13 protein-coding genes are annotated in these 16,852 nt (G+C 75.2%); 3 read left to right on the top strand and 10 right to left on the bottom strand.

Going from position 1 to position 16,852, the window contains the following annotated elements; all coding sequences use genetic code 11:
- The first annotated feature begins 27 nt into the window (after positions 1–27).
- The 3 genes from ACIA79_RS25125 to ACIA79_RS25115 all read left to right on the top strand — a co-directional run bounded on the left by ACIA79_RS25125 (position 28) and on the right by ACIA79_RS25115 (position 4,352).
- The gene (locus ACIA79_RS25125; protein WP_399430571.1) at positions 28–933 is read left to right on the top strand and encodes an RNA polymerase sigma factor SigF; all 906 of its coding nucleotides are present in this window, start codon (positions 28–30) and stop codon (positions 931–933) included.
- 142 nt (positions 934–1,075) lie between these two features.
- Positions 1,076–2,227 (top strand): DegT/DnrJ/EryC1/StrS family aminotransferase, encoded by a 1,152-nt coding sequence (locus ACIA79_RS25120; protein WP_399430570.1) that lies wholly within the window; start codon positions 1,076–1,078, stop codon positions 2,225–2,227.
- A complete protein-coding gene (locus ACIA79_RS25115) occupies positions 2,220–4,352 on the top strand; it encodes a lipopolysaccharide biosynthesis protein (RefSeq protein ID WP_399430569.1) in 2,133 nt (710 codons plus the stop codon). The genes ACIA79_RS25120 and ACIA79_RS25115 overlap by 8 nt, the downstream gene beginning before the upstream one ends.
- Here the strand turns inward: ACIA79_RS25115 and ACIA79_RS25110 are convergent.
- The 10 genes from ACIA79_RS25110 to hutU form a co-directional block, all read right to left on the bottom strand.
- Complete coding sequence (locus tag ACIA79_RS25110) at positions 4,322–5,407, bottom strand: glycoside hydrolase family 26 protein (RefSeq protein WP_399430568.1); 1,086 nt, start codon at positions 5,405–5,407, stop codon at positions 4,322–4,324. The genes ACIA79_RS25115 and ACIA79_RS25110 overlap by 31 nt on opposite strands.
- Complete coding sequence (locus ACIA79_RS25105; RefSeq protein ID WP_399430567.1) at positions 5,404–5,799, bottom strand: hypothetical protein; 396 nt, start codon at positions 5,797–5,799, stop codon at positions 5,404–5,406. The genes ACIA79_RS25110 and ACIA79_RS25105 overlap by 4 nt, the downstream gene beginning before the upstream one ends.
- A 12-nt stretch (positions 5,800–5,811) precedes the next feature.
- The gene (locus ACIA79_RS25100; RefSeq protein WP_399430566.1) at positions 5,812–7,683 is read right to left on the bottom strand and encodes a hypothetical protein; all 1,872 of its coding nucleotides are present in this window, start codon (positions 7,681–7,683) and stop codon (positions 5,812–5,814) included.
- Between the two features lie 118 nt (positions 7,684–7,801).
- Positions 7,802–8,596 carry a polysaccharide deacetylase family protein gene (locus ACIA79_RS25095; RefSeq protein WP_399430565.1) on the bottom strand — a complete coding sequence of 265 codons (795 nt, stop codon included), beginning with the start codon at positions 8,594–8,596 and terminating at the stop codon, positions 7,802–7,804.
- Positions 8,593–9,870, bottom strand: a complete 1,278-nt coding sequence (locus ACIA79_RS25090; RefSeq protein WP_399430614.1) for a glycosyltransferase — start codon at positions 9,868–9,870, stop codon at positions 8,593–8,595. Before ACIA79_RS25090 ends, ACIA79_RS25095 begins: the two co-directional genes overlap by 4 nt.
- An 18-nt stretch (positions 9,871–9,888) precedes the next feature.
- Positions 9,889–10,995 (bottom strand): GNAT family N-acetyltransferase, encoded by a 1,107-nt coding sequence (locus tag ACIA79_RS25085; RefSeq protein ID WP_399430564.1) that lies wholly within the window; start codon positions 10,993–10,995, stop codon positions 9,889–9,891.
- Between the two features lie 231 nt (positions 10,996–11,226).
- On the bottom strand, positions 11,227–12,474 hold the full coding sequence (hutI, locus tag ACIA79_RS25080) for an imidazolonepropionase (protein ID WP_399430563.1): 1,248 nt from the start codon (positions 12,472–12,474) through the stop codon (positions 11,227–11,229).
- Between the two features lie 71 nt (positions 12,475–12,545).
- Positions 12,546–13,892, bottom strand: coding sequence for a formimidoylglutamate deiminase (locus ACIA79_RS25075; RefSeq protein WP_399430562.1), 1,347 nt, complete (start codon positions 13,890–13,892; stop codon positions 12,546–12,548).
- Positions 13,883–15,088, bottom strand: coding sequence for an allantoate amidohydrolase (locus tag ACIA79_RS25070; protein WP_399430561.1), 1,206 nt, complete (start codon positions 15,086–15,088; stop codon positions 13,883–13,885). The genes ACIA79_RS25075 and ACIA79_RS25070 overlap by 10 nt, the downstream gene beginning before the upstream one ends.
- The gene (gene hutU, locus ACIA79_RS25065; protein ID WP_399430560.1) at positions 15,085–16,749 is read right to left on the bottom strand and encodes a urocanate hydratase; all 1,665 of its coding nucleotides are present in this window, start codon (positions 16,747–16,749) and stop codon (positions 15,085–15,087) included. Before hutU ends, ACIA79_RS25070 begins: the two co-directional genes overlap by 4 nt.
- Positions 16,750–16,852: the final 103 nt, after the last annotated feature.

Genomic DNA, 16,852 nt, shown 5'->3' with positions numbered 1-16,852 from the left:
CTTATGCCGAGAACGATGGAGGAGACCATGTCACCCCGGCTCGACGCACCGCGCACCCCCCACGCGACGTCGACAACTCCGCCCCAGCACATCCCCTACGAGATCACCGGCACGGCCGACCCCCTCGCCGGTCTCGGTCTGCCCGAGATCCCGCCGTACGACGAGGTCGAACCGCTCGACGCGCGGGCCCTGTCCAAGACCCTCTTCGCCCGGCTTGAAGCGCTCGAGGAGGGCACGCACGAGTACGCGTACGTCCGCAACACCCTCGTCGAGCTCAACCTCGCCCTGGTCAAGTTCGCCGCCTCCCGGTTCCGCTCCCGCAGCGAACCGATGGAGGACATCATCCAGGTCGGCACCATCGGCCTGATCAAGGCCATCGACCGGTTCGAGCTGGCCCGTGGGGTCGAGTTCCCCACCTTCGCGATGCCAACCATCATCGGCGAGATCAAGCGCTTCTTCCGCGACACCTCCTGGTCCGTACGCGTCCCGCGCCGGCTCCAGGAGCTGCGCCTCGACCTCGCGAAGGCCGGGGACGAGCTCGCCCAGCAACTGGACCGCGCCCCGACCGTCGGTGAGCTCGCCGCGAAGCTCGGCATCACCAAGGAAGAGGTCGTCGAGGGCATGGCGGCGAGCAACGCGTACACCGCGAGCTCGCTGGACGCGCAGCCCGAGGAGGACGAGACCGAGGGCGCCCTCGCCGACCGCATCGGGTACGAGGACAACGGACTGGAGGGCATCGAGTACGTCGAGTCCCTCAAGCCGCTGATCGCCGCGCTGCCCGCCCGGGACCGCAAGATCCTCTCGCTGCGCTTCGTCGCCGGGATGACGCAGTCGGAGATCGGCGAGGAGCTCAACATCTCGCAGATGCACGTCTCCCGGCTGCTCTCGCGCACCCTGGGCAAGCTCCGCAAGGGTCTGACCCTCGACGAGTGACACCCCCGCAGACCCTCCCGGAAGGGCCCGTTCCGTCAAGGGATGGGCCCTTCCGCCGTCTTGACGGGATCGTCCCCATGGGGCGACATTGTCCCGGGGCTCAGGGGGGTATCACATGCGGTACGCGGCTCTGGAAGAACGCATGCGCGCACGGCTCGGCCGGGCATGCCTGTACGTGCCGTCGTGCCGGCTCGGGCTGTACCTGGCGCTGCGCCACTGGTGCCCGCCGGGCGGCCGGGTGCTCATGTCCCCCGTCAACGACGACGTCATCCTCTTCGTCGTCCTCGCCGCCGGGCTGCGCCCCGTCCAGGCACCGCTGAAGCCGCACGACGCCTCCCTCGACGTCGCCGCCGTCCCCGAGGACGTGTGGCGGGGCCTGTCCGCGGTGCTCACCACCAATCTGTACGGCAACCCCGACCCGGCGCCGGAGCTGGCCGCCGCCTGCCGCGCGCGGGGCATCCCGCTGCTGGAGGACGCGGCGCACGCGATCGGCAGCGAGGTCGGCGGCCGGCCCGTCGGCACGTACGGCGACGCGTCGGCCTTCAGCCTCTCCAAGCACACCGGCGCCGCGACCGGCGGCTTCCTCGCCGTGCGCGACGCCGGCCTGCGCGACGAGCTCGCCCGGGCCCGGGACGCGCTGCTCCACCCCGCGAGGGCCGGCGCCGAACTCGCCTACGCCCTGCGGCCGTACGCCGAGGCGGCGGTGCGGGGCCTGCGGCTGGTGAAGGCCGCCCGGGCCGCGCTGCGGGCGCTGGGCCGGCAGGAGCGGGAGGGGATCCGGATGCCGCTGCGGCCGGCCGCGCTGGAACGGGCGGTGGCCGCCGCCCCCGGTCTCACCCCCTTCCACCCGTGGGTACGGGTCGACCTGCACGCGTACCGGCTCACCCCCGGGTCCGCCCGGCTGCGGCGCACCGAGCGGCTCCTCGGGCGGCTCGACGCGACCCTGGCGGCCCACCGCGCCGGTACGGAGAAGCTCCTCGCCTCTCCCTGGGGCGCCTCGCCCTGGGGCACCCCGCCGGCCGCGCTCCAGCCGCTGTTCCGCGTACCGCTGCTGGTCGCCGACCGGGACGCGGCCGTCGCCGCGCTGGCCCGGGCCCGGCTGACCACCGGCTACCTCTACGACCCGCCCCTGGACGACTACGCGGGCGCGGCCTTCGCCGACCCCTCGCCCGCTCCGGGCGCCGCCCGGTGGTTCGCCCGGCACGCGCTGCCCGCCGACCCGCTGCGCGCCGACGCGGTCCTCGCCGTCCTGCGCGCGTCGGGCGCACGGCCCGCGGGCCGCCACGGTGGCTGAGACGACCGTCCGGCACGGCACCGCGCCGGCGGAGGGCGCCGGGGGCGGGGCGCCGTCCAGCGGCGACTCGATGTTCCGCAACGCGTACGCGCTGATGCTGTCGACCGGGGTCTCCGCGGCGCTCGGCCTGGGGTTCTGGCTGATCGCCGCCCGCTACTACACCGAGGAGGCCGTCGGGCAGGGCTCCGCCGCCATCGCCGCGATGCGGCTGCTCGCCTCCGTCACCGCCACCACCATGATCGGGGCGGTGGTGCGCTACGTGCCGCGGGCCGGACGCGCGACCGGACCGCTGGTGTGGCGCGCGTACGCCGTGAGCTCCGTGGTGGTGGCGGCGGCGAGCGCCGCGTTCCTGGCCACGCTGGACCTGTGGGGGCCGTCCTACGCGCCCCTGCGCGGGCTGCCCGCCGGGCTGTTCTTCACCGCCGCGTGCGTGGCCTGGGCGCTGCTCACCCTCCAGGACGGGGTGCTGACCGGGCTGCGCAAGGCGGTGTGGGTGCCGGTCGGCAACGCCGTCTTCTCGACGGCCAAGCTGCTCCTGCTGGTGGTGTGCGCCACCGCGCTGCCGGTGCTCGGCATCTTCGTCTCGTGGGCCGTCGCCATAGCCCTGTCCGTCCTGCCGCTCGGCTGGCTGGTGTTCCGCCGGCTCATCCCCCGGCAGGCGGCCGCCGACCGGGACCGGGAGCCGCCGACGCCGCGGGAGATGGGGCGGTTCCTCGCCGGCGACGCGGTGGGCGCGCTGTTCAGCCTGGCGATGATCAACCTGCTGCCGGTGATGGTCGCCGTGCGCTTCGACGCCGCGCACAACGGCTTCTTCTACACCGCGTACACGGTCGGCGGGACCATGGAGTTCATGGCCATCAACATGGCCTCGTCGCTGACCGCGCACGCCTCCCACAGCCCGGAGTCCCTCGCCGAGGGGGTGCGGGGCGCCCTGCGCCGGATGGCGCTGCTGCTGGTGCCGGTGGTGCTGGTGCTGGTCCTCTTCGCACCGTGGATCCTCCTGCCGTTCGGGGCCGCGTACGCCGAACACGGCACGCTGGTCCTGCGGTTGCTGGCGGCCGCCGCGCTGCCGCGGGTCGCGGTCGAGCTCTGGATCGGGGTGCTGCGCGTCCAGGGGCGCACCGGCGTGCTCGCCGCCGTGCAGGGCGCGATGTGCGTGCTGGTGCTGGGCAGCGCGGCGGTGCTGACGGTCCCGGCCGGGATCGCGGGGGCGGGGCTCGCGATGCTCGCGGCCATGACGGTGATGGCGCTGGTGTCGGTGCCGGGGCTGCGCGGGGCGCTGGCCGGCCGTGCGCCCCGTCCGCCGCGGTGGCGGCGGGCCCGCGGGCCGGAGTACGGCACGCGCTGGGCGTGGGAGGCGGCGGAGCGGGCGGCCCGCCAGGAGGAGCGCCACGGCACGGAGCGGGCGCGCCAGTCGGCGTACCTGCGGGGCGGGCACGACACGGCGACGCCCGCGGTCGGTCTGCCGGTGTACGTCCGGGCGCGGGCGCCGGGCGCGGTGGACGACGAGCGGTGGCCGGCCCGCCGGCTGTGGCTGCTGCTGGCGCTGGCCGCCGGGCTGTTCTGGGTACCGCTCGCGCGCGTCCGGCAGTCGGGGCGGGAGCGGTTGACGGGGGCCGTGTCGGGAGCCGAACTGCTGGACGCGCTGCCCCCGGTGACGGTGACCGCGGGCATCCTCCTGGTCGTCGTGCACTGCGCGGCGCTCTCGCTGCGGCGGGTGCGGCCCGCGCTGACGGCAGCGGCCCTGATGGTGACGGTGGCCGCCCTGCACTCGGCGCCGCTGCTGCTGGGTCTGCGGCCGGAGGCGGCGGGCGGGCCGTGGTCCGGGGAAGCGGCGCGGCTGTTCGCCGGGGTGGCGGGGCTGTCGGGCGCGCAGGGGGTGCTCGCCGTGGCGCCCTTCGTGCTCCAGGTGCTGTGCCTGGGTCTGGCGGTGGTGGCGCTGCGGGCGGCGGGCGCCGGCGGGCGGGGGACGGCGGGCGCGGTGTGGGTGCTGGCGGTGGCGGGGTGGGCGGCGCAGGACGCGTTCGCGGCCGCCGCGGTGCCGGTGTTCCTGGCCTGGTGCGCGGCGGCCGCGGCGGCGTTCGTCGTCCGCCGCTACCGGGGCGGGAGCGGCTGCCGGAAATAGCCGTCCTGCCCGGCGATCCGGTAGCCCTCCAGGCCCGGCCCGTCGTCGACGGTCAGGTCGCAGCCCTCGCCGGGGACCGGCCGGTTCCAGTGGACCAGCGCCTTGGCCTTCGGCAGCGTCGGCGCGACCCGGGGGATCTCGGCGTACCAGTCGCGCTGGCGCTGCGGGCGCACCGGGTCGGGCGCGGTGGCGAACTCGGCGAGCATGATCGGCTTGTCGCCGGAGATGTGGGCGCGCAGCCAGTCGTAGGAGGGCCGCTGGCTCCGGTCGAAGTCCAGCCACCGGGTCGACCTGTGGCAGAGGTAGTAGTTGTACTGGTCCATGCCGATCCAGTCGACGTACGCGTCACCGGGGTACAACGCCTTCATCTGCCGGGCGTGGCCCAGGTAGCCGGAGACCGTCCACACCCACACCACGTTGTCCACGCCGAGCCGGGCGAAGCGGTCGTGCAGGTGACGCCAGGCGGCGACGAACTCCTCGGGCGTGCCCGCGCCTTCCTTGATGCGGAAGTCGGTCTCCTGGTCGAAGGAGAGGAAGACGCGCTTGCCGTACGCCTTGATGCGGCGGGCCTGCGGGTCGATGACGTCCTCGTCGTACGCACCGGAGGCGATGTTCTTCCAGCCGAGCTGCCGCTCGGTCCAGTTCGCGTGGTGGGGCTCGGTCCAGACGGTGGACTCCCAGGCCAGCATCAGCAGCCGCTCGCGGCCCAGTTCCCGCTCGTCGGGGGTGAGGAGCTGTCCGTCGAGCTCCGTGCCGGACATGTCGTGGTAGTTGTAGACGAGGTCGAGCTTCCGGCCGATCCTCCGCTCGAACCCGTGGACCGCGTCCGTGAGGGAGCCGTTGGCCGCGTAGGGCACGTAGGCGCCCCACCAGGCCCCGCACGGGGGTTCCAGCAGCGCGGTCGGCGCGCACGGCCCCCGCGGTGCGTCGCCGGAGGCGCCGTCCGGCCGGGTGGCGGTCCCTATGCCGAGACCGAGGAGCAGCGTCCCGACGACGGCGAGCACCAGCGCGGTGACCGGCCGGGGGCGACGGCCGCCGGTGTGCCGCCCGCTCACCGGTCCGGTCCGTCGGGTCCGGCCCGTCCGGCGGCGCCGCGGGTGGCCGCGGGGAGCGGCACCCCGGGCAGGGCGGCCACCACCGTCGCGAAGGCGGCCAGCGGGATCAGGAACGCGGTCGTGGTGAAGCCCTCCAGCAGGAACAGCGCGGTGGCGGTGAGCGTGGCCAGCGACAGGCTGACCGGCGCGGCAAGCGCCAGCGCCTCCAGCCGCGCACCGGGGCGCAGCCCCCGCGGCTGCGGGTGCAGCAGGGCGAGGCCGGGCCCGAAGGCGACGAAGGCGAGGACCGGGATCCAGCGCAGGGCCGATCCGCCCGGCAGGGCGGTGGCCGCCAGGGCGAGCCATCCGGAGGCCGCCAGGGCGGCTCTGTACCAGGTGCGGTTCCTCTGCATGGCGACCTCCTGTCACCGGGGGACGTGGACGAGTACGAGCCCGTGCCTGCTCTCCTCCACCACGCGGAACAGCGGCGAGGCCCTGAGGCCGGCCACGAGGGTGTCGAAGCCGCCGGGCGGCAGGTAGCCCTCGCCGGTGACCGCCTCCTCCTGGGTGGGCGTGAGGATCACGTACGCCCGGCGGCCCTCGGGGATGCCGCGTGCGAGGTAGCCCGCGGGGTCGCGGAGCATCCTGAGGTTCTCCGGGATCTCCTGCTCGGTGAAGAACCAGCGCTCGTACCGGTCGTAGCGGGTGTACGCGCCGGGGAAGGACCCCGTGGTGGCCAGGATCAGCGACCCTGCCGGAGCCCGGTCGTAGGCGCGGGTGACGAGCGCGGTCTCGGCGGGCGGCGCGTAGTGCATGCCCTCCTTGCCGTAGTACGAGGGCAGGAACCCGGCCAGCAGGACGGTCAGCGCGACGGGCAGGGCGACCACCGTGACCCGGCGGGCGGCCCGGGCGCCGCGGCCGGCCGCCCCGGCGGCCGGCACCAGCGCCGCGGCGGCGAAGAACGCCGTACCGGGCAGACCGAACAGGTAGACGCGGAAGAGCATTTCGCCGCCGTAGTCGTTGACGGCGAACATCGGCACCGGCGCCGCGGCCGCCAGCAGCAGCGGCAGCGCGCTGCGCGCCAGCCGGCGGCGCAGCAGCACGGCCGTGCCGGCGAGCGCGGCGAGGACGAGCACCACGGCGACGTTGGCCGTGCCGACCAGTTCCGGGCCGGGTCCCGTGGGCTCCCCGGCGTACCCCGCCCGGGAGTTGCCGAGGAGGTCGCCGGCCGAGTCGCGCAGCGTGCCCAGGGTCTCCAGGAACAGCACGCGCCCCATGGTCAGGTCCCAGGCCAGCATGAGCAGCCCGGCGACGACGAGCAGCCCGATGTTGCGGTAGCGGCGGGTGAGGCACAGGGTGAACAGCGTGGCGCACAGCATCACCGGCGTGAGCTGGTGGGAGGCGTTGACGGTGGCGATCAGCGGGGCGAGGACCAGGACGCCGACCGCGCGCTGCCGGGTGCCCGTGGGCGGCGGCACGGCCGCTGCCGCCGGGTCCAGCCACGCCCGGTCGCGCAGCGGCCCGGCGGACCCCGGCCGCACGAAGTGCCGTACGACGACGACGAGGACGGTGAGGTGGAGCAGGTAGGAGAAGCCCTGCGGGGCGAGGTAGTCCTGGCCGACCCAGTTGGCCAGCTGGAAGATCCACACGCCCGTCCACACCAGCCGCCAGTCGTCACTGAAGGTGCGGTAGAGCAGCAGCAGGACGGGCAGCGTGAGCACCCCGAGGGCGACGGGCGCCCAGTTGGCGTACGAGGCGGCCGCCTCCACGCCGAAGGCCCGCACCAGGGCGGCGTTGAGGGAGAAGAAGCCGGGCCACTGGTCGTACGCCGACATGCCGCCCGACAGTTCGGTGTACGGGTGGACCGTGCCGTCGGCGAGCAGCCGGGTGATCACGGCGTCGTGCTTGGAGGCCCAGGCGTACCGCACCCCGTCGTACAGCACGGCCGGCGGCGCCTTGAGCGCCACCAGCATGGCCACGCAGTACGTCGCGGGCCAGCGGCGCGCCGTGCCGGCGCGGCGCAGGGTGATGACGAACCCGGCCGTCAGGACGGCGAGCGCGGCGTAGTACGCCGCCGGGAAGCGGTCGAGCAGCCCGTGGTCGCCGATGTCCCGGAAGCCGGTGCGCGGCAGCGCGTACACCCACAGGGCGGCCGCCCCGGGCAGGGGCAGCCAGCTGAAGAGGGTCTGCAGCGGCCATCCGCCGCCTCCCGGCGGCGGCGCGCCCGCCCCGGCGTCCGCCCCGTCACCGGCCGGCCGGGCGGCGGCCGGTGCGGGCACGCGGTGCTGCTGCTGCACTGTGCCACTCCCCCCACGCATGCGGCCGCTCGAGCGAAGTACGGGAACGTTCTTCGGGTCCGGGCGGCTCTCGTACGAAGTCGTCTGTCGTGGATCGGCCGGTGGGCCGGCTCGTGGTTCAGCCGGCGAATCCCGGTCCGCGGACCAGGGCCCTGGCCCGCCGGTACATCCGCCAGCCGGCCGTCGCCGGCGAGTCGGGGAAGGGCGCGGTCCGCGCGCCGTGCCCCTCCATCCACCGCTCGACGTCGGCGACGGTGTGCGACCTGCGCAGGATGAGCCGCGCGATGCGGTACGGCTCGTCCGACTCCGAGCTGAGGGCGTGCCGTACGGCGACGGCCGACGCGTACCCGGCGTCGAGCGCGGCCCGGCGCACGGCGCGGCTGTTGTAGCCGTGCGGATAGGCCAGGTGCGCCACCCGGTGCCCCAGCACGTCCTCCAGCGTGGCCTTGGCCTCGCACAGTTCGCGGCGGAGCGCGCGGGGCGCCAGCGTGTCCAGCTGGGGGTGGGTGACCGTGTGCGCGCCGACCTCCATGCCGTACTGCTCCAGCAGGGGCGCCTGGGCGAGCGCCATCATCGGCGCGGGCGGCAGCAGGCAGGCCCGGCCGGGCGTGAGGGCCCCGGTCGTCAGGTAGGCGGTGGCGGGCAGGCCGCGGGAGGCGAGCGCCTCGGCGGTCCGGCCCGGCAGGTCGGCGAAGCCGTCGTCGAAGGTGAGCACGACGGGCCGGGGCGGGAGCCCGCCCCGGCCGGCCAGGTGGCTCGCGAGCACCGACAGCGGCACGGCGGTGCGGCCGCTGGCGACGACCGCGTCGAGCTGGGCCTCGAAGGCGCGGGGCGTGACGGTGAACTCGGCGATCCAGGGCGGCGGGTCGTCCGTCACCGCGTGGTACAGGAGCACCGGTACGGGTGTTCTCATCGCGCCCCACCGCCCTCGGTGCCCGGTGTGCCGGTGCGCCGCAGCGGGGCCGTGCCGCCGGGTCCGGTGCGGGCGCGCAGCCGGGCGCGGGCGCGGGCGTAGCCGATCGGCCCGTAGAGCATGCCGAGCCGCTCCAGCCGGGACAGGCCGCGCGGCCAGGGGTGGCCCTGCGCGCCGTGTGCGCCCGGCGTGCCGGCTTCCGCGGCGCCGCGTGCGGCGGTCATCGCCCGCGCGTGGGCCAGGCCGCGCGGGAGGCGGGCGAGCAGGGCGGGCAGCAGGTCCGGGCGGCGGACGACCAGGGCGGTGAGGTACGCGGTGAGGCCGGCGCCGTAGCCGTACGCCTGGCCGCGCAGGTCCTGCCAGGTCTCGCGGTGGTGGTGCCAGACGAGGGCGTCGGGCGTGTAGTGCAGCCGGTGCCCGGCGGTGAGCACGCGGACGAAGGCGTACAGGTCGTCGCCGCCCCGGGCGGGCGTGCCGGTGCCGGTGGCCGGGTCGAAGCCGCCCGCCGCGCGCAGGGCGGTGGCGCGGAAGGCCATGTTGGCACCCGAGCCGAAGCTGCCGGCGGCGAACGGGAAGAGCGGCTCGCCGGCGGGCGGGTGCCGCGGGTCCCAGGTGCGCGGGGTGAAGCCCTTGGCGAAGCCGCCGTGGCTCTCGAGCAGGATCTGCGCCGGGGTGCGCAGCCGGGCGGGCAGGATCAGCCCGGTGACGCAGCCGATGCGCGGGTCCGCGGCGAACGGCGCCGTGAGGGCGGTCAGCCAGTGCGGGTCGGCGACCACGTCGTCGTCGGTGAAGGCGAGGACCTCGCCGTCGGCGGCGGCGACGCCCCGGTTGTGGGCGCCGGCGAGCCCGGGCACGTCCTCGCGCACGTACCGGACGCCGGGGTACTTCGCCTCGATCAGCTCGCGGGTGGCCGGGGTGCGGGGGGCGTTGTCGACGACGACGACCTCGTAGTCGGGGTGGTCCTGCGCGAGGAGCGAGTCCAGGGCCCCGGGGAGCACGCCGGCGCGCTCGCGGGTGGCGACGACGACGGACGTCCGCGGCGGGGTGCCGTACGCCACGGGCCGCGGCGCCCGGCCGGCCAGCCGCTCGCGGGCGACCGCGGCGAGGGCCCGGGCGGGGTCGCCGGTGCCGGGCGGGAGGTGGGCGAGGACGGTGCCGACCGGGCGCCCCCGGAGGCGTACGAGGGCGTGGACGCGGCCTTCGGGGACGTCGTCGCAGCGGAACGACAGGACGGTCCCGTCGAGTGCGTCGAGGTCGAGATCGGCGACGGCGATGGGCATGAGGGGCCTCCTTCAGCGGCCGTGGCGCAGGCGGCCGACCTGGTTGAGGGTCTGCTGCGCGAACCCCGCCAGCCGGGGGCGGCCGCGGACGAGGCGGTGGGCGCGCCGCACGGGCGCGCGGCCGATCCAGTGCAGGCCCGCGCGCACCCCGGGGCGCACGCAGGAGCCCTCGTACACGCGCAGTTCGCCGGTCTTCAGGGCCTCCTTGTACTCGGCGCCGCCGCGCCCGAGGTCGAGCATCCCGATACCGGCCGCGGCCGCCGCCTCGGCCATGCGCAGGTGGAGCACCAGGCCCGGTGAGTACCTGGCGAAGGCCGGGTCGTACGCGGGGAACCAGCAGGACAGGACGGTGCGGGAGCGCAGCCCGAAGTGCGCGGCGGCGGGCCGGCCGCCGGCGTACAGCACGGACAGGACGCCGGAGCAGCCGGGCGCGCGGGTGGTGTGCAGGTCGCGGACGAGCGTGCTGATCCACTCCTGGGCGAAGCGGTCGCGGCGGCCGGTGCGGCGGTACTGGGCGGACTTCCAGGCCATGAGGGTGCGCAGGGCGGCCGGGTCGTGCTCGTCGAACACGAAGCGGAGCCCGCCGGCCTGCCGGTCGAGGCGCCGCTCCTTGGCGCGGGTGGTCCGCAGGAACTTGGGCGACCGCTCGCGCAGCGCGTTCTCGTAGGCGGCCCAGCCCTCGCCGACGTCGATGACGGGCGAGGGCAGCTCCTCCGCGGCGTGCGGGGCGAAGACGGCCTGTCCGGCTTCGAGGTTGTCGAACTCCCAGGCGGCCAGCCCGCAGCCCCGCAGCACCTCCCGTGCGCCCACCCGCAGCCCGGCCCGGAACACCCCGCCCTGGCTGTCGGAGACGCCGAACCCGATGGCCCGCCCGTGGCCGAGGGCGCTCCGCTCGTACGGGAAGAACCCGACCGGATCGCCGTCCTCGGTCAGCACCCCGACCCGGGCGGTGGCGGGTCTCGCCCGGCCGACCGCGAGGGTGAACTCCGGCTCCATGAAGGGACTGGCGGGCGCGCGGGACGCGGCGCGCAGGTCACGCCACGCTTCGAGGTCCCCGGTGCGGAGCTCCCCCGGCCTCCTGACGTGGATGCGGACAGCCTGATTCCGTGCAGTGCTCAACTCCGACCCCCCGGCCGCCGGTCCCCCGGTCTCCCCCTGAGCCGTGCCGGTACGAGACGCTACCGGCCCGCTTCCCTCCCCGACAGGGGCATTCGCCCATCTTGTGACCGATCCGTGAAGGAGTGTGACGGGTGGGGACCATGTGTCCGGAGGGACGGGCGGGCGCGGGGTGCGCGGCGCCGGGGCGTCGTGCGGTACGGCGCGGGGTGCCTCGTGCGGTACGGCGCCGGGTCAGAGCGCGCGCTCGCCCCGGCGCCAGACGGCCTTCACCAGCGGGACGCCCGGGCGGTAGGCCAGGTGCACGTGGGAGGGTGCGTCCAGCAGGGTGAGGTCGGCGCGGGAGCCGGGGGTGAGGCGGCCGATGTCGGTGCGGCGCAGGGCCGCGGCGCCGCCGGCCGTGGCGGACCACAGCGCCTCGTCGGGGGTCATGCGCATGTCCCGTACGGCCAGCGCGACGCAGAACGGCATCGAGGAGGTGAACGACGAGCCCGGGTTGCAGTCCGTGGACAGGGCCACGGTCACGCCCGCGTCCAGGAGGCGGCGGGCGTCCGGCCACTCGGCGCGGGTGGAGAACTCGGCGCCGGGGAGCACGGTGGCGACCGTGGTGCCGCTGGCGAGCGCGTCGACGTCCTGCTGCGTCAGGTGGGTGCAGTGGTCGGCGGAGGCCGCGTCGAGCTCGACGGCGAGCTGGACGCCGGGGCCATGGGAGAGCTGGTTGGCGTGGATGCGCGGGTGCAGGCCGCGGGCCTTGCCGGCGGTGAGGATCGCGCGGGCCTGGTCGCCGTCGAAGGCGCCCTTCTCGCAGAAGACGTCGATCCAGCGGGCGTGCGGGGCGCAGGCGTCCAGCATCGGGCCGGTGACCAGGTCGACGTAACCGGCCGGGTCGTCGGCGTAGTCGGGGGGGACGATGTGCGCGCCGAGGTAGGTGACCTCGTCGGTGTGGCGGGAGGCGATGCGCAGGGCGCGGGCCTCGTCCTCGACGGTGAGGCCGTAGCCGGACTTGGTCTCGAAGGTGGTCGTGCCCTGGTGGAGGGCCTCGCGCAGGTAGCGGGTGACGTTGGCGTCGAGCGCCTCGTCGGTCGCGGCGCGGGTGGCGGCGACGGTGGTGCGGATGCCGCCGGCGGCGTACGGCTGCCCGGACATGCGGGCGTTGAACTCGGCGGTGCGGTCGCCCGCGAAGACGAGGTGGGAGTGGGAGTCGACGAAGCCGGGGATCACGGCCCGGCCGCCGGCGTCGACCCGGTTGTCAGTGGCGGGTGCTTTGCTGGTTTCACCGACCCAGACGATGCGGTCGCCGTCGATGACGACGGCCGCGTCCTGGATCAGGCCGAGGGGGGATCCGTCACCGAGGGAGGGGTCGTTGGTGACCAGGCTGGCGATGTTGGTGATGGCGGTGGCCGCCGCCGCGACGGCGCTGTTCGTCGTGGCGGGGGCCGGCGTCGCCGGGGGGTTGTTCGTGGTCTCGGGACCGCTGCTCATGATGAGGGGTGTCTCCTTCAGCCGTGGGGGCCGTACCGGTCGTCCCGGCCGGTACAGCCGTTTCGACCGGTTCAGCCGTTCCGGTCGTGCAGTGCGGCGATCGCGTCCGTCAGGGCCCGCGGGACGTCCGGGATCCCTGTGTGGGCTCCGTCCCGCACGACATGGCGGCCACCCACGACCGTATGACGCACGTCCGCTGCCGACGCGGCGAATACCGCTGTCTCGGCGGCCAGGCGAGGTACCGGTCCCGCTGTCCTGACCGAGTCGAGCGCGATCGTCGTGAAGTCGGCGAGCGCGCCCGCCTCCAGGCGGCCCGCGTCGGCCCACCCGAGGGCCGCGTGGCCGTCGGCCGTGGCGGCGCGCAGCAGCGCCGCGGCGGTCCAGTGGCCGCGGGTGCGGGTGCGCAGCCGTTCGTCGAGCTCCATGGCCCGCGCCTCTTCCAGCAAATCGATCACGGCGTGGCTGTCGCTGCCCAGCGACAGCGGGGAGCCGGCCCGCTGGAGGTCGGCGGCCGGGCCGATGCCGTCGGCGAGGTCCCGCTCGGTCGTCGGGCACATGCAGGTCCCGGTGCCGGAGCCGCCGAGCAGGGCGATGTCCTCGTCGGTGAGGTGGGTGTTGTGGACGCCGGTGGTGTGCGCGCCGAGCACGCCGTGGTCGGCGAGCAGGCGGGTGGGGGTGCAGCCGTGGGCCGCGAGGCACGCCTCGTTCTCCGCCGTCTGCTCGGAGAGGTGGACGTGCAGCGGGGCGCGGCGGGCGGCGGCCCACTCGGCGACGGTGGACAGCTGCGCCGCCGGGACCGCGCGCACCGAGTGCACGGCCGCGCCGATGCGGACGCCGTCCCGCTCCTTCAGCAGCGAGGCGCGTTCCGCCCACGCCTCTGCCGTGCCGTCGGAGAACCGCGTCTGGTGCCGGTTGGGCGGCTCGCCGAACCCGGCCGACAGGTACGCCGTGTCGAGCAGCGTGATGCGGATGCCCGCCTCGCCGGCGGCCGCGATGAGCGCCTCACCCATGGCGTTGGGGTCGGCGTACGGGGCGCCGCCGGGGGCGTGGTGGAGGTAGTGGAACTCGCCGACGGCCGTGATGCCGGCCAGGGCCATCTCGGCGTACACGGCGCGGGCCAGGGCGTGGTACGTGTCGGGGGTCAGCCGGGAGGCGACCTGGTACATGACCTCGCGCCACGTCCAGAAGGTGCCGCTGCCGACCTGGACCGTGCCGCGCAGGGCCCGGTGGAAGGCGTGGCTGTGGGCGTTGGCCAGGCCGGGGACGGTCAGGCCCCGCAGGACGGCCGCGCCGGGCGGCGGGGCGCCGGTGCCGGTGCGGACGGCGGTGATGCGGCCGCCGGACACCTCCAGGGCGACTCCCGGCTCGGCGTGGCTGCCGAGCCAGGCGTGCTCCAGCCAGTACGTGGTCACCGGCATGCCAGGCCCTCCAGTACGTCGGCGAGGGCGTGGACTCCGGCGACGCAGTCGTCCTCGGAGGCGTACTCGGCCGGCGAGTGGGAGACGCCCGTGGGGTTGCGCACGAACAGCATGGCGGTGGGGACGGCCGCGGACAGGATGCCGGCGTCGTGCCCGGCGCCGGTGCCGAGGACCGGGACCTGCCCGCCGAGGATCTTGCCCAGCTCGTCGCGCAGGGCGTGCTCGAACTCGACGACCGGCGTGAAGGACTCGCGGACGACGGCGAGGTCGATGCCCTGCCGCTCGGCGGCCGCGCGGGCGGCGGCCTCGATCGCCGCGGTCACGGTGTCGAGCGTCTCCTGGTCGGCGGCGCGCGAGTCCAGCCAGCCGCGGACCAGCGACGGGATGGCGTTGACGCCGTTCGGCTCGACGGAGATCTTGCCGAAGGTGGCCACCGCGCCCGCCAGCCCGGCCTCCCGGCGGGCGGCGAGGACGGTCTCGGCGTACGTGAGCATCGGGTCGCGCCGGTCGGCCAGCCGGGTGGTGCCGGCGTGGTTGGCCTCGCCGCGGAAGTCGTACCGCCAGCGGCCGTGCGGCCAGATCGCGGAGGCGATGCCGACCGCGTCCCCGGTCAGGTCGAGGGCGCGGCCCTGCTCGACGTGGAGTTCGACGAACGCGCCGATGCGGGCGAGCCGTTCCGGGTCGGGCCCGATGGCGTCGGGGTCGTACCCGGCCGCCTCCATGGCCTGTGGCAGCGTCACGCCGTCGCCGTCGCGCAGCCGGTGGGCCGCCTCCTTGGTCAGCTGTCCGGCGGTGAGCCGGGAGCCGACGCAGGCGAGGCCGAAGCGGGCGCCTTCCTCGTCACCGAAGTTGGTGATGGCGAGGGGCCGGCGGAACTCCGCTCCCCGGCCGCGGATCTCGTCGAGGGCGGCGAAGGCGGAGACGACACCGAGCGGGCCGTCGAAGGCGCCGCCGTCGGGGACGGAGTCCAGGTGCGAGCCGGTGACCACGGCTCCCTCGCCGAGGGGGTCGCCGAGCCAGGCCCACTGGTTGCCGTTGCGGTCGGTCTCGTACGTGAGGCCGCGGGACTCCGCCTGGTCGCGGAACCAGGCGCGGCAGTCGGCGTCGGCGCCGGTCCAGGCGTAGCGGCGGTAGCCGCCGCTGCCCGCGTCGCGGCCGATGGGCGCGAGGTCGGCCCACATGGCGTGGAACGTCACGCGTCGTCACCCTCACGCATGGGGACGCGGACGCCGCGCTCGCCGGCGACCTCGTCGGCGCGGTCGTAGCCCGCGTCGACGTGGCGGATGACGCCCATGCCCGGGTCGTTGGTGAGGACCCGGCGGATCTTCTCGCCGGCGAGCGGCGTGCCGTCGGCGACCGTGACCTGGCCCGCGTGGATGGAGCGGCCCATGCCGACGCCGCCGCCGTGGTGGAGGGAGACCCAGGAGGCGCCGGAGGCGACGTTGACCATGGCGTTCAGGAGCGGCCAGTCGGCGATGGCGTCGGAGCCGTCGAGCATGGCCTCGGTCTCGCGGTACGGGGAGGCGACGGAGCCGCAGTCGAGGTGGTCGCGGCCGATGACGACCGGTGCGGACAGCTCGCCGCTCGCGACCATGTCGTTGAAGCGCTCGCCCGCGCGGTCGCGCTCGCCGTAGCCGAGCCAGCAGATGCGGGCGGGCAGGCCCTGGTAGTGGACACGCTCACCGGCCATCTTGATCCACCGGGCGAGGGACTCGTTCTCGGGGAAGAGGTCGAGGATCGCGCGGTCGGTGGCGGCGATGTCCTTGGGGTCGCCGGACAGGGCGGCCCAGCGGAAGGGGCCCTTGCCCTCGCAGAAGAGCGGGCGGATGTAGGCGGGGACGAAGCCGGGGAAGGCGAACGCCCGGTCGTACCCGGCCAGCTGGGCCTCGCCGCGGATGGAGTTGCCGTAGTCGAAGACCTCGGCGCCCGCGTCCATGAAGCCGACCATGGCCTCGACGTGCCGGGCCATCGACTCCCGCGCCCGCTGGGTGAAGTCGGCGGGCTTCTCGGCCGCGTACGACGCCATGTCGTCGAAGGCGACGCCGACCGGCAGGTAGGCGAGCGGGTCGTGGGCGGAGGTCTGGTCGGTGACGATGTCGATCGGCGCGCCCATCGCCAGCAGCTGCGGGACGAGCTCGGCGGCGTTGCCGAGGACGCCGATGGAGAGCGGGCGGCGGGCGTCGCGCGCCTCGGTGGCGAGGGCCAGCGCGTGGTCGAGGGAGTCGGCCCTGACGTCCAGGTAGCGGTGCTCGATGCGGCGCTCGATGGCCCGCGGGTCGCAGTCGATGCAGATCGCGACGCCGTCGTTCATGGTGACGGCGAGCGGCTGGGCGCCGCCCATGCCGCCGAGGCCGGCCGTCAGGGTGGTGGTCCCGGCGAGCGTGCCGCCGAACTTCTTCGCGGCGACGGCGGCGAACGTCTCGTACGTGCCCTGGAGGATGCCCTGGGTGCCGATGTAGATCCAGGAGCCGGCGGTCATCTGGCCGTACATGGTCAGACCGAGCTGCTCCAGGCGCCGGAACTCCTCCCAGTTCGCCCAGTCGCCGACCAGGTTGGAGTTGGCGATGAGCACGCGCGGCGCCCACTCGTGGGTCTGCATGACGCCGACCGGGCGGCCGGACTGGACGAGCATCGTCTCGTCCTGCTTCAGCGTGCGCAGCGTGCGGACCATCGCGTCGAAGGAGCGCCAGTCGCGGGCTGCCTTGCCGGTGCCGCCGTAGACGACGAGCTTGTCGGGGTGCTCGGCGACCTCGGGGTCGAGGTTGTTCTGCAGCATCCGCAGCGCGGCTTCCTGCTGCCATCCCAGGGTGTTCAGTTCCGTGCCGCGCGGGGCCCGTACGGGTCGGGGTCCTGACATGGGGATGCCTCCTCGGGGTGGGGGTGCGGATGCCGTGCGCATGCCGATTGCAGATCGAGCTATTCACATCTTGTCGTGCTGAATAGATGTAGTCAACGGCTGC

This window comes from Streptomyces sp. NPDC051310 (assembly GCF_044455245.1).
Classification (GTDB): Bacteria; Actinomycetota; Actinomycetes; order Streptomycetales; family Streptomycetaceae; genus Streptomyces.
The sequence above is the reverse complement of the archived record's forward strand: the minus strand, read 5'-3'. Positions and strand labels throughout refer to the sequence as shown.